Origin of the sequence: Mesorhizobium loti CJ3sym (genome assembly GCF_000472785.1) — a bacterium.
GTDB lineage: Bacteria > Pseudomonadota > Alphaproteobacteria > Rhizobiales > Rhizobiaceae > Mesorhizobium > Mesorhizobium loti_E.
Genome location: NZ_AXAL01000002.1, coordinates 249,212 through 269,859, shown reverse-complemented (window position 1 = coordinate 269,859; position 20,648 = coordinate 249,212). Strand labels below are relative to the sequence as shown.

General features: G+C 62.8%; 19 protein-coding genes and 1 other RNA gene. 4 read left to right on the top strand and 16 right to left on the bottom strand.

Annotated elements, in window-relative coordinates; all coding sequences use genetic code 11:
• Nucleotide 1: 1 nt before the first annotated feature.
• From mraY to mraZ, 7 genes are read right to left on the bottom strand one after another with little or no spacing between them, the layout of a single operon-like run.
• Nucleotides 2–1,084 carry a phospho-N-acetylmuramoyl-pentapeptide-transferase gene (gene mraY / locus A3A9_RS0105880; RefSeq protein WP_027029717.1) on the bottom strand — a complete coding sequence of 361 codons (1,083 nt, stop codon included), beginning with the start codon at nt 1,082–1,084 and terminating at the stop codon, nt 2–4.
• Between the two features lie 19 nt (nt 1,085–1,103).
• Nucleotides 1,104–2,537, bottom strand: a complete 1,434-nt coding sequence (locus A3A9_RS0105875) for a UDP-N-acetylmuramoylalanyl-D-glutamyl-2,6-diaminopimelate--D-alanyl-D-alanine ligase (protein ID WP_027057940.1) — start codon at nt 2,535–2,537, stop codon at nt 1,104–1,106.
• Nucleotides 2,534–3,988 (bottom strand): UDP-N-acetylmuramoyl-L-alanyl-D-glutamate--2,6-diaminopimelate ligase, encoded by a 1,455-nt coding sequence (locus A3A9_RS0105870; RefSeq protein ID WP_027057939.1) that lies wholly within the window; start codon nt 3,986–3,988, stop codon nt 2,534–2,536. Before A3A9_RS0105870 ends, A3A9_RS0105875 begins: the two co-directional genes overlap by 4 nt.
• 54 nt (nt 3,989–4,042) lie before the next feature.
• Nucleotides 4,043–5,752, bottom strand: a complete 1,710-nt coding sequence (locus A3A9_RS0105865) for a peptidoglycan D,D-transpeptidase FtsI family protein (RefSeq protein ID WP_027057938.1) — start codon at nt 5,750–5,752, stop codon at nt 4,043–4,045.
• Nucleotides 5,749–6,144, bottom strand: a complete 396-nt coding sequence (gene ftsL, locus A3A9_RS0105860; RefSeq protein WP_027057937.1) for a cell division protein FtsL — start codon at nt 6,142–6,144, stop codon at nt 5,749–5,751. Before ftsL ends, A3A9_RS0105865 begins: the two co-directional genes overlap by 4 nt.
• Nucleotides 6,145–6,148: 4 nt before the next feature.
• The gene (rsmH, locus tag A3A9_RS0105855) at nt 6,149–7,183 is read right to left on the bottom strand and encodes a 16S rRNA (cytosine(1402)-N(4))-methyltransferase RsmH (RefSeq protein WP_027057936.1); all 1,035 of its coding nucleotides are present in this window, start codon (nt 7,181–7,183) and stop codon (nt 6,149–6,151) included.
• The gene (gene mraZ / locus A3A9_RS0105850) at nt 7,180–7,638 is read right to left on the bottom strand and encodes a division/cell wall cluster transcriptional repressor MraZ (RefSeq protein ID WP_027057935.1); all 459 of its coding nucleotides are present in this window, start codon (nt 7,636–7,638) and stop codon (nt 7,180–7,182) included. Before mraZ ends, rsmH begins: the two co-directional genes overlap by 4 nt.
• Before the next feature lie 406 nt (nt 7,639–8,044).
• Between mraZ and A3A9_RS0105845 the strand changes: the two genes are divergently transcribed.
• Nucleotides 8,045–9,160: a cystathionine gamma-lyase gene (locus tag A3A9_RS0105845; RefSeq protein ID WP_027057934.1), complete on the top strand. Its 1,116-nt coding sequence runs from the start codon at nt 8,045–8,047 to the stop codon at nt 9,158–9,160.
• Between the two features lie 9 nt (nt 9,161–9,169).
• On the opposite strand, the gene A3A9_RS0105840 is transcribed toward A3A9_RS0105845, so the two are convergent.
• The 7 genes from A3A9_RS0105840 to A3A9_RS0105815 form a co-directional block, all read right to left on the bottom strand.
• Nucleotides 9,170–9,463 carry a type II toxin-antitoxin system RelE/ParE family toxin gene (locus A3A9_RS0105840; RefSeq protein WP_027057933.1) on the bottom strand — a complete coding sequence of 98 codons (294 nt, stop codon included), beginning with the start codon at nt 9,461–9,463 and terminating at the stop codon, nt 9,170–9,172.
• Complete coding sequence (locus tag A3A9_RS0105835) at nt 9,460–9,744, bottom strand: type II toxin-antitoxin system ParD family antitoxin (RefSeq protein ID WP_027057932.1); 285 nt, start codon at nt 9,742–9,744, stop codon at nt 9,460–9,462. Before A3A9_RS0105835 ends, A3A9_RS0105840 begins: the two co-directional genes overlap by 4 nt.
• A 165-nt stretch (nt 9,745–9,909) precedes the next feature.
• Nucleotides 9,910–10,309: RNase P RNA component class A (gene rnpB, locus A3A9_RS41720), an RNA gene on the bottom strand.
• Between the two features lie 77 nt (nt 10,310–10,386).
• A complete protein-coding gene (locus A3A9_RS0105830; RefSeq protein WP_027057931.1) occupies nt 10,387–11,085 on the bottom strand; it encodes a lytic transglycosylase domain-containing protein in 699 nt (232 codons plus the stop codon).
• A 211-nt stretch (nt 11,086–11,296) separates the two neighbouring features.
• A complete protein-coding gene (locus tag A3A9_RS0105825) occupies nt 11,297–12,052 on the bottom strand; it encodes a peptidoglycan recognition protein family protein (RefSeq protein ID WP_027057930.1) in 756 nt (251 codons plus the stop codon).
• Nucleotides 12,049–12,768, bottom strand: coding sequence for a J domain-containing protein (locus tag A3A9_RS0105820; RefSeq protein ID WP_027057929.1), 720 nt, complete (start codon nt 12,766–12,768; stop codon nt 12,049–12,051). The genes A3A9_RS0105825 and A3A9_RS0105820 overlap by 4 nt, the downstream gene beginning before the upstream one ends.
• Nucleotides 12,769–12,943: 175 nt before the next feature.
• Complete coding sequence (locus A3A9_RS0105815; protein WP_027057928.1) at nt 12,944–13,150, bottom strand: hypothetical protein; 207 nt, start codon at nt 13,148–13,150, stop codon at nt 12,944–12,946.
• A gap of 185 nt (nt 13,151–13,335) precedes the next feature.
• Here A3A9_RS0105815 and A3A9_RS0105810 point away from each other — a divergent pair, with 185 nt between their 5' ends.
• A complete protein-coding gene (locus tag A3A9_RS0105810) occupies nt 13,336–17,082 on the top strand; it encodes a hydantoinase B/oxoprolinase family protein (RefSeq protein ID WP_027057927.1) in 3,747 nt (1,248 codons plus the stop codon).
• A 21-nt stretch (nt 17,083–17,103) separates the two neighbouring features.
• Here A3A9_RS0105810 and A3A9_RS38355 read toward each other — a convergent pair whose 3' ends face one another.
• Complete coding sequence (locus A3A9_RS38355) at nt 17,104–17,595, bottom strand: hypothetical protein (RefSeq protein ID WP_051370777.1); 492 nt, start codon at nt 17,593–17,595, stop codon at nt 17,104–17,106.
• Nucleotides 17,596–17,661: 66 nt separating this feature from the next.
• Between A3A9_RS38355 and A3A9_RS0105800 the strand changes: the two genes are divergently transcribed.
• Together A3A9_RS0105800 and A3A9_RS0105795 are read left to right on the top strand one after the other, a co-directional pair.
• Nucleotides 17,662–18,960: a DUF3419 family protein gene (locus A3A9_RS0105800; RefSeq protein ID WP_027057926.1), complete on the top strand. Its 1,299-nt coding sequence runs from the start codon at nt 17,662–17,664 to the stop codon at nt 18,958–18,960.
• Nucleotides 18,957–19,622: a class I SAM-dependent methyltransferase gene (locus tag A3A9_RS0105795; protein WP_027057925.1), complete on the top strand. Its 666-nt coding sequence runs from the start codon at nt 18,957–18,959 to the stop codon at nt 19,620–19,622. The genes A3A9_RS0105800 and A3A9_RS0105795 overlap by 4 nt, the downstream gene beginning before the upstream one ends.
• A gap of 7 nt (nt 19,623–19,629) precedes the next feature.
• Here A3A9_RS0105795 and A3A9_RS38350 read toward each other — a convergent pair whose 3' ends face one another.
• A complete protein-coding gene (locus A3A9_RS38350; protein ID WP_082221893.1) occupies nt 19,630–20,571 on the bottom strand; it encodes an NAD(P)-dependent oxidoreductase in 942 nt (313 codons plus the stop codon).
• Between the last annotated feature and the right edge of the window lie 77 nt (nt 20,572–20,648).

The window sequence follows — 20,648 nt, the reverse complement described above, 5'->3', positions numbered from 1 at the left end:
CCTATCTGAGCTTCAGGGTGGACAGGCCGACCAGCGCCAGGATGACGGCGATGATCCAGAAGCGGATCACCACCTGGCTCTCGGTCCAGCCGAGTTTTTCGAAATGATGGTGGATCGGCGCCATCAGGAACACCCGCTTGCCGGTCATCTTGAAGTAACCGACCTGAATGATGACCGACAGGATTTCGACCACGAACAGGCCACCGACAATGACCAGCACGATTTCGTGCTTGGTGGCGACCGCCACGGTGCCGATCAGGCCGCCCATGGCCAGCGAACCGGTGTCGCCCATGAAGATCGCTGCCGGCGGCGCGTTGAACCAGAGGAAGCCGAGGCCGGCGCCGATGACCGAGCCGAGCACGACAGCCAGTTCGCCGGTGCCGGGAACGAAATGGATCTGCAGATATTCGGCGAACACCGCGTTGCCGGAGAGATAGGCGATGACGCCGAAGGACGCGGCCGCGATCATGATCGGCACGATCGCCAGCCCGTCGAGGCCATCGGTCAGGTTCACCGCGTTGCCGGCCCCGACAATGACGAAGCAGGAGAACGGAATGAAGAACCAGCCGAGGTTGATGATGAATTCCTTGGCGAAGGGGAATGTCAGCGACGACGAGAACGGCGCCTGGCCGTTGTGCATGATCGCCCAGGCGGCGATGCCGGCGATGACGAATTCAAGCGCCAGCCGTGCCTTGCCGGAAAAGCCGAGATGCGACTGCTTGGTCACCTTCAGATAATCGTCGTAGAAGCCGATCGAGCCGAAGCCCAGAGTCACCAGCAGCACCACCCAGACATAGATGCTCGACAGGTTCGCCCATAAAAGCGATGAGCCGATGATGCCCGACAGGATCATCAACCCGCCCATGGTCGGCGTGCCGGCCTTCTTGAAATGCGTCTGCGGACCGTCGGCGCGGATCGGCTGGCCCTTGCCTTGCCTGAGCCTCAGCGAATTGATGATCGTCGGCCCGAAGATGAAGACGATCAGCGCCGAGGTTATCAACGCCCCGCCGGTGCGGAAGGTGATGTAGCGGAAGACATTAAAGACCGAGATCTTGTCCGCGAAATCGACCAGCAGTGTAAACATGCGCTTTCGTCCCCCGACCCTACGACTGACTGTTGGCTGTTGATTGAGCCGGGAACTTGCCCAGCAGTGCATCGACCAGTTTTGCAAAACCGATGCCCTTCGACGATTTGATCATCACCACGTCGCCCGGCTTCAGCGCGGCGAGCAGCACCGGCTTCAGTTCCTCGACGCCGGCGCGATATTCCGTCTTGATGTCGCCCGGCAGCGCTTCGGCCAGCGCCCGCATTTCGGGGCCGCCGAGAAAGATGGTCTGCGTACCGGTGCCAACGATGAGATCGGCAAGGGCGGCATGAAGCTTGGCCGAATGATCGCCAAGTTCGAGCATGTCGCCGAGCACGGCGATGCGGCGGCCCTCGCCCGTCACCGGCGTCGCGTTGAGCAGCGCCATGGCGGCGCCCATCGAGGCCGGATTGGCGTTGTAGCTCTCGTCGATCAGCGTGATCGGACCGCCGGAGTGGCGCAAGATATGCCGCTTGCCGCGCCCGCGTTCGGCGGAGAGATCAACCAGCGCGAGTGCTACCTTGTCGAGATCAGCGCCGACCAGTTGCGCCGCACCCAGCACCGCCAGCACGTTTTGCACCATGTGCCGACCGGGAGCGCCGATACGGGCGATCATGTCATGGCCGCCGATCCTGGCGGCGATGTCGGAATGGTCGGCATGCAATTCGCATTTGGTAAGCTTGAAGGTCGAGCGCGCATTCTCGCCGAAGCCATAGACATGCTCGACGCCGGCGGCATGCGCCATCTTGTCGAGAAGCTTGAAACGCGCGTCGTCGCGATTGAGGACAGCCGCACCGTCGGGCTCCAGCCCTTCGAAAATCTCGGCCTTGGCCTTGGCGATCTCGTCCAGATTGCGGAAGAAACCCAGATGCGCGGCCGCGATCATGGTGACGATGGCGACATGCGGCCGCACCATCTTCACCAGCGGCCGGATCTCGTCGGGATGGTTCATGCCGATCTCGAACACGGCGTAGTCGCAATCATCCGGCATGCGCGCCAGTGTCAGCGGCACGCCCCATTGGTTGTTGAAAGACTGCGCCGAGGCATGCACATTACCGACGGCCGACAGCACATGGCGTAGCGCTTCCTTGGTGGTGGTCTTGCCGGCGGAACCCGTCACCGCGATGATCTTGGCCTGAGAGCGGGTCCGCGCGGCGACACCGAGCTTTTCCAGCGCGACCAGCACGTCCTCGACGACAATGATCGGCGCCGTCAGCCGGCCAAGCGACGGCAATTTGCCTTCCGCCACCACCAGCACACCGGCGCCGGCCTTGATGGCCGCGGTGGCAAAGTCATGCCCGTCCATCGCCTCACCCTTGATGGCGAAGAATGCGTCACCCGGCTGCAGGCTGCGGCTGTCGATCGAAATACCCGATATGCCTTCCGGCATAGGGCCGAGCGGCCGCCCATCCATGGCGGCAACCAGCGCCTCGGATGTCCACAGCAAGCTCATGCGGCACGCTCCCGCAGCGCGTCGCGGACTTCCTCGTGGTCGGAAAAGTGCAGGGTTTGCGAGCCGATCGTCTGGCCTTCCTCATGGCCCTTGCCGGCGACGATCAGCGTGTCGCCGGCATGAAGCATCGCGACCGCCTCGTGGATCGCCTTGCGCCGGTCGCCGATCTCGATGGCGCCAGGAGCGGCGGCAAGAATGGCGGCGCGGATGGTTTCGGGCACTTCCGAGCGCGGATTGTCGTCGGTGACGATGACGACATCGGCAAGCCGGCTGGCGATCTCGCCCATGATCGGCCGTTTGCCCCGGTCGCGGTCGCCACCGCAGCCGAACACCACCATGACGCGGCCCGTCGTGAACGGGCGTACCGAGGCCAGCACATTCTCCAGCGCATCGGGCTTGTGGGCATAGTCGACATAAACCGGCGCGCCGCTGGCGGTGGTGCCGACGAGATCCAACCGGCCCGGCGCACCTTTCAATTTCTCCAATGCGGCCAAGGCCTTGGCGACAGGTGTTCCCGTGGAAATAGCAAGGCCCGCCGAAACCAGCGCGTTCGAAATCTGGAAATCGCCGGCCAGCGGCAGGTCGATTTCGTAAAGCACGCCATCGGCGTCGACCTCGGCGCGCTGGCGATGGCGTTCGTGCTCGACCCGCTTCAGCCTGAGGAAATCGCCGCGGCGGCCAACCGTCAGCACCTTGAGCCCGGCAGCTTGCGCCGCTTTGATCGTCGGCACCGACCACGGATCGTCGGCGAAAATCACGGCTGGCGCGCCTTTCGGCAGCAGCGTGTCGAACAGGCGCAGTTTGGCGCGGTGATAATCCTCGACCGTCGGATGGTAATCCATATGGTCGCGGCCGAGATTGGTGAAGCCGCCGGCGGCAAGCTTGACGCCATCGAGGCGGCGCTGGTCGAGCCCATGGCTGGAAGCCTCCATCGAGGCATGCGTGACGCCGGCATCCGCCAATTCCCGAAGCAGCTGGTGCAAGGCGACCGGATCGGGCGTCGTCAACGAGCCGTACTCGTTGCGGCCGGGCGCGACCACGCCGGTGGTGCCGATCGAAGCCGCGGCATAGCCCGCCTGCTCCCAGATCTGCCTGGTGAAGGCGGCGACAGATGTCTTGCCGCTGGTGCCGGTCACCGCGACCATGATCTCAGGTTGCTTGCCGAAAAAGCTGGAAGCACTTAGCGCCAGCGCCAGGCGCGGATCATCGACCGCCAGCACCGGAACCTGCAAGCCAGCAGCGGAACTACCTTTGCTTGTCACGATTGCAACGGCGCCACGCCTGGCCGCGTCAGCGGCATAGGCCGAACCGTCTGCCTTGGTTCCGGCAAGCGCGAAGAAGACAACGCCGGGTTTCACCTGGCGGGAATCGGACGAAATCCCGGTAACCTCCAGATCGGCGGAAGCTGTTCCTTCGACTGGCAAGATACCGGCTAAATCTCTGAGCTTCATCGAGTCCCGTTCACCGCAACAAAATAGCGCGCAGTTGCCGGCGCGCCCCAAGAATCACTGATAGGAAACCAGCGTTGCACCATTTTCATGGCTGAAATCTGGCTTCACGCCAAGCATGGCCGCCGAACGCCGGATGATATTGCCGGCCATGACCCCCGCATTGTTGGCGGCAACGTCCGTCATCCCAGGCTTTTCCGGGTGCGGAGCGTCGGCGATCGTAAACACCAGGTATTGCGGATCGTCCATCGGGAAGGCGGCGACGAAGGTGTTGAAATTCAGTTCCTTCGAGTAGCGGCCATTGATGACCTTCTCGGCCGTTCCGGTCTTGCCGCCAACACGGTAGCCGGGGACCCTGGCGTTCCTGGCCGAACCTTTCTCGGCGTTGAGCGAATAGAGGTAGCGCATGCCCTCGACGGTCTTGTCGCTCACCACCTTCTTGGCGATGGCCATCGCCTGCTCCTGCGTACGAACCAGGAAGGTCGGGTTCATCAGGAAGCCGCCATTCATCAGCGCCGCGCAGCCGACAGCCGCTTGCAGCGGCGTCGTCGACACGCCATGGCCGAAGGCGATCGTGAACGAATTGACCTGTTTCCAGACCTTCGGTTCGGTCGGGCGGGCGATTTCCGGCAATTCGGTCTGCATCCGCTCCAGAATGCCAAGGCGATGCAGGAATTCCCGGTGCCCCGCGATGCCGACCAGCTCGGCCTCCCGGGCCGACCCGATGTTGGACGAATAGAGGAACACCTCCGGCAGCGACAGCACACGGTTCTTGCCGTGGAAATCGTGGATGGCCTGATGGCCGACCCGGATTGGATGCGAGGCGTCGAAGCGGCTGTTCATCGTCGCCTTGCCGGAATCGAGCGCCATGGCCGAGGTGAAGCTCTTGAAGGTCGAGCCCATCTCATAGAGGCCCGCCGACATCCGGTTCAGCCGGTCCTTTTCCTGGGCATTGTAGGGATTGTTCGGATCGAAATCCGGCACCGAGGCCATGGCCACCACTTCGCCCGTCTTGACGTTCAGCACGACGGCGCCAGCGCCGATGGCGCGGTAGCGCTCCAGGCCGGCGGCGATCTCGTCGCGCACCACATGCTGGATACGCAGATCGATCGAAAGCCTGACCGGCTGCAGGTCCTTGGCCACCGCCAGGCCCGACGCCTGCAGGTCGCTCAGGCCCTGCTCGTCGATGTACTTCTCCATGCCGGAGATGCCCTGATTGTCGATGTTGGTCAGACCAACAACGTAGGACGAGGTTTCGCCACTCGGATAAAAACGGCGCTTCTCCGTACGAAAGCCGAACCCGGGAATGCCGAGCTGCATGATGTCGGCCTGCTGCTTGGGCGTCAGCTGGCGCTGCAGCCAGACGAAGCCGGCGCCGCTCTTGAGCTTGTGATAGGTCTGCTCGTAATCGATCTCGGGCAGCACGGTCGACAATTTCTCGATCGCCTCGTCGGCATCGACGATGCGGCGCGGCTCGGCGAACAGCGACGCCGTCTTGATGTCGGTCGCCAGCACTTCGCCGTTGCGGTCGACAATGTCGGGCCGCGAGGCGGTGATCCGGCTCTGCGGGCCGCCCGACAGGTCGGGCGACTGGAAGCCGAGATAGACCAGCCGCCCCGAAATGGTCGAGAAAATGCCGAAGAACACCGCCATCGTCATCACGATGCGCGCCTTGCCCTTGCCGCCGGTCGCCTTGCGGGCGCCCTCGACGACGATCGAGCCGTCTTCACCCGTCCTGGCACGGCGCTTCAGCAGTTTGCCGATCATTGGGCGATGTCTCCGGTCACGACGGGATCCTTGTCGCCAGACGGCGCCTTGTCGGAATTGTCAGCCATGCTGTCCTGGCGTCCTTTCAGGATGTCCTGAATGTCCAGGGCCTTGGCCGGCAGGTCGCTCAAGCCCACGATCTGGCGAGCGCTGACCGGCTCGAGGGCGAGCTGCGACTTGTAGAGTTCGGCGAGCTTCTGCAGCCGCGACGGCTGCGTGAGCAGGCTCCAGTCGGCCTTGAGCAGGTCGATCGTCTCCTCCTCATAGCGTATCTGGGTATGGATCTTCTGCACCGCCGCCAACTGATCCTCGGCCTCGCGCTTGGTCTTGTAGGTCAGGGCCGCCGCCGAAACCATGACGGCGATCAGGACAATGTCGCTGGTACGGAACACGTGCTTACCTCTCCCCCGGCAGGTTGATGCCGGGAAGCTTTGGAAGACCGAAAATCGAGAAATCACCTGCACGCGCCGGCGCTTCGGTGCGAATTGCGGCGCGCAGCCTGGCGGAGCGGGCACGCGGATTGGCAGCGACCTCGGCATCATCAGCCGTCACGCCGCCGCCAGCCTTGCGGAAGGTCGCGGTGCGCGCGTGCGCCTCGGGCAAGTGACGTGAGCCGGTGGCGACGTCGGCACGGTCGGCGATGAAGCGCTTGACGATGCGGTCTTCCAGCGAATGGAACGTCACCACGGCGAGCCGCCCACCGGGCTTCAGCGCGCGTTCGGCTGCAAACAGCGCCTTGGCCAGTTCGCCAAGCTCGTCATTGACGAAGATGCGCAGCGCCTGGAAGACGCGGGTCGCGGGATGGATCTTGTCCTTCGGCGCGCGGCCGATATGTGTCTCGATCGCGTCGGCCAGTTCCAGCGTGCGCTCGAACGGCTTCTTTTCGCGGCGCCCCTCGATCATGCGGGCGATACGGCCGGCGTGACGTTCTTCGCCGAGGAAGCCGAAGATGCGGGCAAGATCGCCCGGCTTGAAGCTGTTGACGACGTCCGCGGCGTTCAAGCCCGCCTGCGCCATGCGCATGTCGAGCGGCCCGTCATTGCGGAACGAGAAGCCGCGCTCGGCCTGGTCGAGTTGCATGGAGGAGACGCCAATGTCGAGCACGACGCCGTCGGCGCTCTCGACATGCTCATCCAGCGTCGAGAACGGCGCCTGCACCAGTTTCAGCCTGCCGCCCGACTGCACTTCCAGATCGCGCCCGGCGGCGATGGCATCGGGATCACGATCGATGGCGATGACGGAGGCTCCTGTCGCCAGGATGGCCCTGGTATAACCGCCGGCGCCGAACGTGCCGTCGATGATGATGTCGCCCACCGCCGGCGCCAGTGCCTCAAGCACTTCGCCAAGGAGGACCGGAATGTGGCGGACCGATCCGCCAACGGCGTGCCCACCTACAGCGTGAGGAAGGTCATCGCCGTGGTCCACCGTCATTCCGGTCGCTCCCCAGGCTTCGTCCCCTGCCGAAGCTGCAAAAGCCTGGCCCGCGCCTGCGCCCCATAGGCAGCAAGCCGTCCCGGCTCCCAGATCTGAAAGAAATTGCCGCGCCCGACAAAGGCCACCTCCGTTGCAATGCCGGTATGCTCGCGAATGAAATCGGTCATGGTGATGCGGCCGTCCTGGTCGAGCTTCAGGAACGTTCCATCGCCATGGCAGAAGAACGACATGTCGTCCGCCGTCTGCAGGAAGGGATCTTCCAGCGCGATGCGCTGCTCGTAGCGGTCGAGCAGGTCCAGCCCGCCGACATCCATCGCCGGCAGGTCCAGGCAACGCAGCGCATAGAGTTCCGAATAGCCGCGTTTCTGCACGACGGCACGGAAATGCGCCGGAACGGACACCCGTCCCTTCGCATCGATCCTGCTCACCGTGTTCGACAGAAACCGGTCCATTAAACGCTACAGCCGCTTGCGCCGCCGCACCCCTCTTCATCGTCTTGCACGCGCCACTGCTGCGCGTTCCCTGCCCCGCACCCATCCCGTCCACATGGCCAAGAAACGGCAAACGCGCAGCCGCCGCGGCTGCCCGATTGGCGTACGCTTTACCCTGACACGGAACGAAAGCTTGAGTGTTCGAATGGGATATCATGGGGCACTATGGGCGTCAACGGGAATAGGCTTCACAAACACGCGCATCGCGACCAATCCGAGCAGCCGTTTCGGCACGTCTCGTCTTTATGATCCATTAAGCCTAACGAAGCGTTTAGAGCGCTTTGGACCAACCGGAGGCGGCTTGCCGCGCACCGCTGCGGCGCATAGCGTCAGCCGTCTTTCTGATTAGCAACAAGGTTTGAAATCCATGTCCGAAACAGCCAGGTCACGCGCTGCGTCCCTCGCCCATCTGCGCCGCGACAGCCTTGCCAAAGGTGACCCCATTCCGTTGCCGCTGGCCATGGCCGCCATCTTCCACAACCCCGGAGATGGTGCGGGCTACAGCCAATATGGCCGCTACAGCAACACTACCTGGGATGCAGTCGAGCACATGCTGGCGCATCTGGAAGACGCGCAATGTGTCGGTTTCCCCTCTGGAATGGCGGCAATCTCGGCTGTGTTTTTCGGGCTGCTGAAATCCGGCGACCGCATCCTTTTGCCTTCGGACGGCTACCACGCCACACGGGCGCTGGCCGAACGCTTTCTGAAACCGTTCGGCATCGACTTCGACTTGCGGCCGACATCGACTTTCCTCGACGGCGGCTTCGACGGCTATCGCCTCGCCTATGTCGAAACCCCTTCAAATCCTCGATTGGACATCTGCGACATCACGGCCGTCGCCGAGGCTGCTCACCGGGCCGGCGCGATTGTCGTTGTCGACAACACGACCATGACGCCTTTCGGCCAGCGGCCGCTCGACCATGGCGCCGACATCGTCGTTGCCGCCGACACCAAGGCGCCCAATGGCCATTCCGACGTGCTGTTCGGCCATGTCGCCAGTCGCGACGAAGCGATCATCTCGGCCGTGAGAGGCTGGCGCGAGACCGCCGGCGGCATTCCGGGGCCGTTCGAAGCCTGGCTGGTGCATCGCGGCCTGGAAACGCTCGACGTGCGCTTCGACCGCATGTGTTCCTCGGCGGAAGTGATCGCGCGGCGGCTGCAAGGTCACAAGGCGGTCGGCGGCTTGCGTTTCCCGGGCCTCGAAAGCGATCCGTCGCACAACCTCGCCCGCGTCCAGATGGAACGCTTCGGCTTCCTCATCTCCTTCGAACTCGCCTCGGAGGACAAGGCCGAGGATTTCATCAACAACTGCGCGCTGCTGCAGGCCGCGACGTCCTTCGGCGGCGTCCACTCTTCGGCTGAGCGACGCTTGAAACGAGGCGATGCGGTTCCTGCCGGCTTTGTGCGCCTATCGGTGGGCTGTGAGCCCGTGGAGGAACTTTGGGCGGCGATCGAGGCATCGCTGGACGGGATCAGCGGCTGATCGAACCGATCACGACCCGAGATCGTCGGCTTCGATATTGCGACGGCCGTGCAGCACGCGAAGAATTTCGATCGCGTCGCCGCCGACCCGATACAGAGTGAGATAGTCGCCGACGACCAGATGACGGATGCCGGGCGCGATATCGTCGCGTGGCGCGCCTGAGAAGGGATGCAAGGTCAGCAAGTCCCAACGTCGTTCCAGCGCATCCACGAGCCGGACAGCGGCCCGTGGATCGTGAGCGGCGATGTAGTCACCGATGCTTTCGAGGTCGACCACTGCTTGAGGAAGCAGACGGTATCTCACTCCTGAAAGCCTTTGGCCTCGGCCATCTCTAGGTATTTGGCGCGCAGTCGTTCCATGATTGGCTGGCCGTCTTGCCCCGGCCCGCTGTCGATGCCTTCCTGCACCAGCTTGCGCAGCTCCTCCACCGTATAGCCATGCAGATCGCGACGGTCCTTCCATTGCCTCAATGCATCGCGGATGACCTCGCTCGCCGAGGCATATTCGCCGGCGGCGACCACATCGTCCACGGCTTGCGCCAGTTCCGGCGACAGCGTGATGCTACGTTTGTCGACCTGTCCCATGATAGGCTCCTGGTATCGTTGCCGAACCATGGTACGATTTAATCGCACCAGCTTCAAGCCGGGGCCGAGCCTGGTCGGTACAGGCAACACCTGAAAAGCCTTGAATCGACAGGCGCGCCCAAGGGCGCAACCTGCTGATTTCAAATGATTTCTCTTCGGGGAGAAACTGCCAGCTGGCCTGTAAGCCGGGTTCTGTATGGCCCTCGCCCCTTGCGAGACGAGAACGTGGCGGCCATTCATCTTGGGCACATGTTGCCATGCGCCTCACGCAACCTACCCGGACGGTGAGCCGGAAACAGCCCTCGAGGGTTTCCCCTCGCACCGCCCCTATTCGGTTTTGCTCCCGGTGGGGTTTACCGTGCCGCTCCTGTTGCCAGTCGCGCGGTGGGCTCTTACCCCACCCTTTCACCCTTACCCCGACAAAGTCGTGGCGGTTTGCTTTCTGTGGCACTTTCCCTGGGGTCGCCCCCGCCGGCCATTAACCGGCACCGTGTCTCCATGGAGCCCGGACTTTCCTCACTCGCGGCCTTTCGGCGTTTGCGAGTGCGGCCGCCCAGCCAGCTGGCAAGGCGTATAAAGGGGTTCAGCCGGGAAAACGCAATCGAAAAAGCCGGCTTGTCTGCCGGCTCTCGCAACTCGCAATCAAAGCGCCGCCATCTGAACCTTGACCTTGCTGCAATAGGCGGCCGAGATCGGGTTCATCCGCGTGGCGGCATGGCCGGCATTGTATTTCAGGATCGTGCCACAGGTCGTGCCACCACCAAGGTTCTGCGCCAAAGCGAGATACTTCATGCCGTATTTGATGTTGGTGTCGGGATCGAACAGCCCCTTGGCCGAGCCGCTATACCCCATCATCCGCGCCGTCGCCGGCTTGATCTGCATCAGGCCGATTTCACCGGCACCGCCGACCATGTTCGGCCGATAGTTGCTCTCAATGGTGATGACGGCATGAGCCAGCGAGACCGGAACGCCGTAGCTTGCCGCATAGCGGGCGACGATCGCGGAATACTGGCCGCTGCTGGCCACTGCTGCCGTCGGCAGCGCAACGCCCCTTGGACCGATCGATGCCGTTGTCATCATGTCGACGGTTTTGCGGCCGCGCTTCGTCTGCCTCGCGGATTTCTTCGCCTTGGTCCAGCTTGCCTTCTCCACCTTGGCGGAAGGCTGCTTCGTCGCCCTTGCACTCCTGCTGCTTTTGGCCGGAATGGCCTTGCCCTTGGCGGTCACCGCCACGATGCCCTGATCGGCCCGTGGGCTTACCGGCGCGGCGTCAGCCGCACTGAAGGCAAAAGTCATTACGCCGGCAGCAAGAGCTGCCGTTAAAACGGTCAATTTCTGCATGTGATCCTGTTCTGTCTGGGCCACGCGAAGATTTTCGCGCGGAGCTGCTTGATCAATATCGGAACATCTGGGGGCTAGAGGTCCGACAAACTGCACGGATTGCCCTTTGAAGCTCGAATTGGCGCCAATGAAGGCGTGGCAAGTCACTTTGAGTGACAGTTTGTAACTTAACGAAGGGAACGGATTACTTTGGCCGGGCCTTGACCCAGGGTCAATCCCTGGCCGAAGCAAGCAGTCTTTGCAGCGTGCGCATCGTCGAGCCGTCGGCCACGCCATCCACAAGGCGAGGCCGGAAATGCCGCTGGAAGGCCTCGACGACGATCAATGTCTGATGGTCGAAAATGCCCGATACCTCGACACCATAGCCGTAGAGCGCCAGCATCGACTGCAGCGCCTCGACATCGGCGCCGCTGTCACCGGGCTTCAGCGCGGCTCCGCGCTTCACCGGTGAGGCCGGCACGAAATGGCCGACACCGGCGCCAAACAGCACTGCCCACGGAAACTTCTCGCCCGGATCGATCTTTCGCCCCGGCGCCACGTCGGAATGCGCCAGCACCCGTTTGGCAGGAATTGCGTGCCGCGCGGCAATCCCCTTGCACAGGCCGATCACCGCCTCGATCTGGCGTCTGGGAAATCCTGGGTAACCCAGTGAATGGCCCGGATTGGCGATTTCGATGCCGACCGAGCAGGAGTTTATGTCGGTGCGTCCGAACCACGAGCTCTTGCCAGCATGCCAGGCGCGGTCGCTTTCCCTGACCATCTGCACGATGTGGCCGTTCTCATGGACGAGATAGTGTGACGAGACCTCGCTCACCGGATCGCATAGCCACGCTTCCGCCCCGGCACCCGTCGCCATGCCGGTATAGTGCAATACGATCATGTCGGGCTTGAGCGTGTCGCGCCTTGGCCCGAAATTCGGCGATACCCTGACCTCGGCGCTCGGCTCGTCGGGCAGGAAGCCGCTCATGCGTGCCGCAGGCCCCGCTCGATCATCTCATAGGCAGCGTTGATCGCCGCAACCCTGGTGGTTGCGATCTTGATGAATTCCTGCGGCAGGCCGCGTCCGATCAGCCGGTCCGGATGGTTGTCCGACACCAGCTTGCGATACCGCTTCTTGACCTCTTCAAATGGCTTGCCGCGCTCGATGCCGAGCACGACATAGGGATCGCCGGCGCCAAGATTGATGTGCCGCGCCATGATGGCTTCGTAATGCGCCTCATCGATGCGGAAGATTTCGGCAATACGGTGCAGGAAGATGCCCTCGCCCTCATGCACCACTCCGTCGGCCTTGGCGATGTGGAACAGGCCGTCCAGTATGTCTTCCAGCATCACACAGTTCGAATGCCCGGAGCCGCACATCTGCGCCATACGCTCGGCATAGATCTCGAAGCCGGCCACGTCTTGCTGGGCAAGTTCGAACAGCCGCGCCACATTGCGCGTCTCCTTCGGCGGCACCTCGAATATTTCCTGGAAGGCACGCACCTCGTCCTGAGTGACGATGCCGTCGGCCTTGGCCATCTTGGCCGAAAGCGCGATCATCGCCACCGAGAAGGCGACGCGCCGGCGCAGATCGGCATCGCCGGAGAAAACCGTGCGCACGGCCTCGACAACGTCGGCAACGCCCGACGTCGCTGAAGACGATACCCGTGTGATAAACTCGCCGAGGCGGTCCCAAATCGACATGGTCCGTTTCATAAAGCCAACCGGTCACCGCTATCAAGCCAATAACGGCGCATGGCTGCGATGTGAAGATAAGCAGCCTTGTCTGGTCGGATGGGTCGGGTCGGATGGTCGCCTCTACGAGAAAAGGCCGGCATGACGCCGGCCTTCCTCCCAAGACACGCTCTACAGGTACAAGCTACTGCGCGGGCGCAGGAGCAGGTGTTGCCGGAGCCGGCTCGGCGGGCTTGGTCGAATTGTCAGCCGGGGCCGCAGGCTTCATCGGCTGCTCGGCTGCCGGCGGATTGGTGCTCTGGGTGGTGGTTTTGTCAGTGCCGCTGTCGCTGCAGGCAGCAACGCCCATAAGGGCAATGGCGGACAAGGAAGCTAGAATGAGCTTTTTCATAACATCTCTCCTTCAATACACGCTCAAATTGCAGTGAGCGCTCGCAGAGACAATGCATCACCGGGCCATGAGTTTCGTAACGTTGCGTTTCCACATGTAACATCACCCGCACTTTTGCGATTGCCGGCCAGACAGCGCCGAACTAACACGATGCATTGAATGGAATTGAAGTGCCGGGAGCCGTCATGACCGCGAAATGGGATTTCTGGATCGATCGCGGCGGCACCTTCACCGATGTCATCGGCCGCGACCCGCAAGGCGGGCTGCATCCGCGCAAACTGTTGTCGGAAAACCCCGAGGCCTATGCCGACGCCGCCATCCAGGGCATACGCGACCTGCTCGGCCTTGAACCTGGCGCCGCGATACCCTCCGGCCAGATCGGCGACATCAAGATGGGCACCACGGTTGCCACCAACGCGCTTCTGGAGCGCAAGGGCGACCGCGTGCTCCTGCTCATCACCAAGGGGTTTCGCGACGCGCTGAGGATCGCCTACCAGGCGCGGCCGGACATTTTCGCCAAGGAGATCATCCTTCCCGAACAGCTCTATGAGCGCGTCATCGAGATCAACGAGCGCGTGCTTGCCGATGGCTGCGTCGAACGGCTGCTCGACATCGCTGCTTGCCGGCCGGCCATCGAACAGGCGAAGGCCGATGGAATCGATGCGGTGGCCATCGTCTTCATGCATGCCTGGAAATATCCCGATCACGAGAAGGCGGTGGCAAAGGTCTGCCGCAAGATTGGGTTCGGCCAGGTATCTGTCAGCCACGAGGTCTCGCCGCTGATCAAGCTGGTCGGCCGCGGCGACACCGCCGTGGTCGATGCCTATCTGTCGCCGATCCTGTCGCGCTATGTGCAGAGGGTCGCGGGAGAACTGGGCGCGGCCCCGATCTCCCAACCTGTGGGGGAGATGTCGGCGAAGCCGACAGAGGGGGGCGCTGTCCCGCCAGCGTCTCATTCTGTCACGCCCCCATCTGCCCTGCCGGGCATCTCCCCCACAAGGGGGGAGATCGGCCAATTTCCTCACCTCATGTTCATGATGTCCTCCGGCGGCCTTACCGCCGCCGACATGTTTCAGGGCAAGGACGCGCTGCTGTCAGGCCCGGCCGGCGGTGTCGTTGGCATGGTCGAGACGGCAAAGCTTGCCGGTTTCGACAAGGTCATCGGCTTCGACATGGGCGGCACCTCAACCGATGTCGCCCACTATGATGGCGAGTATGAGCGCGCCTTCGATACCGAAGTCGCCGGCGTACGCGTCCGCGCCCCGATGATGCGCATCCACACTGTCGCCGCCGGCGGCGGTTCGATCCTGCACTACGAGGCAGGCCGTTTTCGCGCCGGACCGGACTCCGCCGGTGCCAATCCTGGCCCCGCCGCATACCGGCGCGGCGGGCCGCTCGCCGTCACCGACGCCAACGTCATGCTCGGCAAACTGCAGCCCGATTTCTTCCCCGCGATCTTCGGCCGTGGCCAGGACCAGCCGCTCGACGTCGAGACCGTGCGCGCAAAATTCGTGGGACTGGCCGCCGAGATCGGTGACGGCCGCTCGCCGGAAGCGGTCGCCGAAGGTTTTATCACCATCGCCGTGGAAAACATGGCCAATGCCATCAAGAAGATTTCTGTCCAGCGCGGCTACGACGTCACCGAATATCTCCTGAACTGCTTCGGTGGCGCCGGCGGCCAGCACGCGTGCCTGGTCGCCGATGCGCTTGGCATGGAGGCGGTGCTGATCCACCCCTTCTCCGGCCTGCTTTCCGCCTATGGCATCGGCCTGGCGTCGGTGTTCGCCTCGCGCCAGCAGGCGCTGCTCAAGCCCCTTGCCGAGGAATCCAGAACGGAGATCGGCAACCTCATCGCCACCTTGAAAAAAGCCGTCATCGCGGAGCTGGCGGCGCAAGGCATCGCCGGGGATAGGGTTGCCACCAAGCCGGTGCTGCACATCCGCTATGACGGCACCGACACGACACTGCCGGTGAATTTCGAAAGTGACTCGATTTTCCAGGCCAGGCGGGATTTCGAAATTGCCCACAAGGCGCAATTCGGCTTCGTCTATGACGCCAAGCCGACGATCGTCGAGACAGTCGGCGTCGAGGGCATCGAAATCGGCGAGAGCAGCGCCGAGGCCTATGCGCCCGCCGGACCTGCAAGGGTTGAAGCTGGTGCTTCTGGAACGCGGCGCATCTACACCGAAGGCGGGTGGCATGAAGCCGGTATCCATCGTCGCGAAAACCTGCGCCCGTCCAATCTGGTCGCAGGCCCTGCGCTGATCATCGAACCGAACCAGACCATCGTCGTCGAGCCGGGCTGGCAGGCCGAAATCACCAATCTCGATCACGTCGTGATCCGTCGCACGCAAAGGAAAGCGCGCACTGCTGCCCTCGGCACATCAGCCGACCCGGTTATGCTGGAGGTCTTCAACAACCTCTTCATGTCGATCGCCGAGCAGATGGGCGTGACGCTGCAGAACACCGCCTACTCCGTCAACATCAAGGAAAGGCTGGATTTTTCCTGCGCCGTCTTCGACCACACTGGAGCGCTGGTCGCCAACGCGCCGCACATGCCGGTGCACCTCGGCTCGATGGACCGCTCGGTCGAGACCATCATCCGGCTGAACTCCGGCGACATCCACCCCGGCGACGTCTTTGCCCTCAACGCGCCCTATAATGGCGGCACGCATCTGCCTGACATCACCGTGGTGACGCCCGTCTTCGACGATGCCCAGGAAAACATCCTGTTCTGGGCGGCCTCGCGCGGCCATCACGCCGATATCGGCGGCACCGCCCCTGGCTCGATGACCCCGCTCGCCACTACGGTCGACGAGGAAGGCGTTTTGTTCGACAATTTCCGCATCGTCGATCGCGGAAAATTCCGCGAGACCGAGCTGCACAGGCTGCTCACCGACCACCGCTATCCCGCCCGCAACCCGCACCAGAACATCGCCGACCTCAAGGCGCAGATTGCCGCCAACGAGAAAGGCGTCGCCGAGCTGCGCAAGATGGTCGCGCATTTCGGCCTCGCAGTTGTCGAGGCCTATATGGGCCATGTCCAGGACAACGCCGCCGAAAGCGTACGCCGCGTGCTGGAGCGGCTGCCGGATAGCTCGCATTACGAATACCCGACCGATACCGGTCAGGTCATCAAGGTCAAGATCACGGTCGACCGGCAAAAGCGCGAGGCAACCGTCGACTTCACCGGCACGTCACCAGTGATGAAGAACAATTTCAATGCGCCGGAGCCGGTCGCCCGTGCCGCCGTGCTTTATGCCTTCCGCGTCATGGTCGAGGACATGATCCCGATGAATGCCGGGTGCCTCAGGCCGATCAACATCATCATCCCCGATGGCTGCATGCTGAAGCCCGCCTACCCCGCCGCCGTCGTCGCCGGCAATGTCGAGACCTCGCAGCACGTCACCAATGCGCTGTTCGGCGCCATGGGCGCGATGGCCAACGCACAAGGCACGATGAACAACCTCACCTTCGGCAACAAGCAGTACCAGTACTACGAAACCATCTGCTCGGGTTCGCCGGCTGGCCAGATGAATTCCGGCCGCGGCTTTGCCGGCACCTCCGGCGTCCATACCCACATGACCAATTCGCGCCTCACCGATCCGGAAGTGCTGGAACTGCGCTTTCCCGTGGTGCTGGAGGATTTCCACATCCGAGAGAACTCGGGCGGCAAGGGCAAGTGGAACGCCGGCGACGGCACCAAACGCACCATCCGCTTCCTCGAGAAGATGGAATGCGCGATCCTGTCCTCGCACCGCAACCGCCCACCGCAAGGACTGGATGGTGGCGGCGACGGCGAGGTCGGCTCGACGAAGGTTCGCCGCAAGGACGGCACGGTCGAGGTGCTGAAGGCCTGCGACCAGACGGTGCTCGATGCAGGTGAAGCCGTCATCCTGACGACGCCGACGCCAGGTGGGTTTGGCCGATAAAGGTAGGGGAATAGTTATTGGCTACACCAGACGCCAGCGCACCCAAAACTCGGTTGTTGGCTCAAGAGCACCGATAAACTCTGGGATGGCACGAAGCGCCAATGCGACGTCTACCCGCATGGCGTCATCCACTATGGGGCTAAGCTCAGTATATCGTGGCCAATCGCCGGCAAGCGCTGGATGCTTGTCACCAGGCTGGAGGTTTCCCGCGTGAAAATTCGCTTTGTATCGCTGCCAGATTAGCCAGCGTTCCTTCACGGCATTCAACTGCTCATTAGTGATCGGCGAGAGCAAGAAGGTTTCGCTCCAGTCATCACTCTGACCGTCCCACTCACATTCGTAGGCATGTGCCTTGCCACGATAGTCAGCTATGCCTTTACGCGGCCCATCATAGTAGTCGTGAAAGGTGTAAACAGCTTCCCAATCGTAATTCGGTTCGTTTTCCATCCACCAGATTAAGGTGGCTTTAGGATTGCCTGCAAGCTCGTTCGTCACCTCGACATTCGAGTCCATTGGTATTCAGCGCAAGGATTGCTTGACCGTCCTGAGGACGCGTCAACAGGCTGTCACCGGCCTGTCATGACCCTGGGGTACCCGCTTGCGACAAAGCAAATGGGGAATCACTTTGTCATGACGGACGTTTCCGCAGATCTGGTTTTTCGCCGCGGCAAGGAAGTTGGAAAAGCGGTCTACCAGAACCGCGCGCTTTCGAAAGCCGGCATCTCCGAGCGGCTGTTCGCCCTCCTGTTTTCCGGTCTGGTCTACCCACAGATCTGGGAAGACCCGGATGTCGACATGGAAGCCATGCAGCTTGGCCAGGGCCACCGTGTCGTCACCATCGCCTCGGGCGGCTGCAACATCCTGGCCTACCTCACCCGCTCGCCGGCACAGATCGACGCCGTCGACCTCAACGCCGCGCACATCGCGCTGAACCGCATGAAGCTGGAGGCGGTGCGCCGCCTGCCATCGCAGGGCGACCTGTTCCGCTTCTTCGGTGCCGCCGACACCAGCCACAATTCGGAAGCCTACGACCGGTTCATCGCGCCGCATCTCGATCCAGTCAGCCGCCATTATTGGGAACACCGCAGCTGGCGCGGCCGCCGGCGCATCAGTGTCTTCGATCGCAATTTCTACCAGACCGGCCTGCTCGGCCTGTTCATCGCCATGGGCCACCGCACAGCCAAGTTCTTCGGCGTCAACCCGGCCCGCATGATGGAAGCCAGGAACATTGGCGAGCAGCGCCGCTTCTTCAACGAGGAGCTGGCGCCGGTCTTCGACAAACCGCTGCTGAAATGGGCAACCTCGCGCAAGGCTTCGCTGTTTGGCCTCGGCATTCCACCGGCGCAGTATGATTCCCTGATCACCTCCGGCGACGGCACAATGGCCAGCGTGCTGAAGGCCCGGCTGGAAAAGCTAGCTTGCGATTTTCCCCTAGAGAATAATTACTTCGCCTGGCAGGCTTTTGCCCGGCGCTACCCTGAGCCGGGTGAGGCCGCCCTGCCCGCCTATCTGGAAAAGCAGAACTACGACACCATCCGCGGCAATATCGACCGCGTCGCCATCCACCATGCCAATCTGATCGAATTCCTGGCCGGCAAGGATGCGGGCGCTGTCGACCGCTTCATCCTGCTCGATGCGCAGGACTGGATGACCGATGAGCAGCTCAATGCGCTGTGGTCGGAAATCACCCGCACCGCTTCGGCCGGCGCCCGCGTCATCTTCCGCACCGCCGCCGAACCCAGCCTGCTGCCGGGCCGCGTCTCGACCTCGCTGCTCGACCAGTGGGACTATCAGGACGAGGCCTCGCGCGAATTCTCGGCCCGTGACCGCTCCGCCATCTATGGCGGCTTCCACCTCTATGTGAAGCGCCCGGCATGAGCACGACGGAGCTGCCGGCCAACCATGCCGAACTGATGGACGGCGTCTACCGCTGGCAGCGCCACATCTACGACCTGACCCGTAAATACTACCTGCTCGGCCGCGACCAGCTGATCGATGGGCTCGACGCGCCGAGAGGCGGCACTGTGCTCGAACTCGGCTGCGGCACCGGCCGCAACATCATTCTTGCGGCCCGTCGCTACCCCGACGCTCGCTTCTTTGGCCTCGATATTTCGGCTGAAATGCTGGAGACGGCCGGCAAGGCGATCGACCGCGAAGGCCTGTCCAGCCGCGTCACGCTGGCGCGAGGCGACGCCACCGATTTCGATGCTGGTGCACTGTACGGCATCGAACACTTCGACCGCGTCTTCGTCTCCTATTCGCTGTCGATGATACCCGGCTGGGAAAAGACTGTGTCGGAGGCACTCGCCTCGCTTGCCCCGACCGGCTCGCTGCACATCGTCGATTTCGGCCAGCAGGAAGGCCTGCCCAACTGGTTCCGCACTCTGCTGCGCGGCTGGCTCAGAAAATTCCACGTCTCGCCGCGTGAATCCCTGCGCGAGGTTCTGGAATCGGAATCTCGGCGAACCGGCGCAAGCTTCCGTTTCCGCACGCTTTATCGCGATTACGCTTGGCTGGCCGTGATCGGCGGGCAGAAGTAGGCGGTCATCAAGTCCGGGTCTTGCTGTCCGCCGTGTGCACCACGTCCCACGGAGCCAGCCAGTCTCCCGCGACCCGCAATTCGACGTTGGCGTCATCCTCGATGACCTTGCAGACGGTCATTTCGCCGGCGCTGAGACCGTAGCGTTCGCCTGCCAGCTTGAACCGGTCGTGCGTCGCACGTGTGAGTTCATTGCGCGTGCCGGTCTCGGCCATCAACTCCTCGATCAGCCCGAGATCCTTCAAGCATAGCGCGATTGGAAACGACGGATCGTAATGGCCGGCGAAGATCGACGGCACATCGTGCTGAAGCACGAAGCTGTCGGCGGCACCGCCTTTCATCACCTGCCACCAGACATCTGGCTCCAGCCCTGCCAGCTTGGCCGTCACCATCGCCTCGCCTATCGCGGCGGCATGGATTTTCCAGAGCTGGTTGTTGACCAGTTTGGCCACATAGCCATTGCCATAGGACCCGACACGTCGCAGTTCGCCCATGGCCTCGATGACCGGCCGCACCGCTTCGACATCGGCATCGGTGCCGCCAACAAACATCGGCATGTCGCCACGGATCGCGGCATCCACGGATCCGGTGACCGGCGCATCGACCGGTCCGCCACCCTTGGCCTGGAACTCAACGGCCAACGCACGCATCAGCTTCGGGCTGCTGGTGGTCATGTCGACCCAGTATTTGCCGGCACAGGACGTGGTAAGGAATCCATTTTCCCCGCGCACCACCTGTTCGATCTCTTTCGGGCCAAACACCATCGTCACCACGACGTCGCTGCGCGCCAGCACGTCGGCGGAGCTGGTGGCGGGCATCGCGCCGACGGCCGTCAGCGCATCCATCGACTGCGGACGGATGTCGTAGACGACCATCTCGAACCCGGCGCGCCTGACATTGAGCGCCGCGTTGCGCCCCATCGTCCCAAGCCCGATAAACCCCACGATCATGACGCATGCTCTCCCGGTTCCAGGACCGAGACTGCACCGTTCCAATGGGCGAGAGATAGCCTGAATGCGAATGAAAA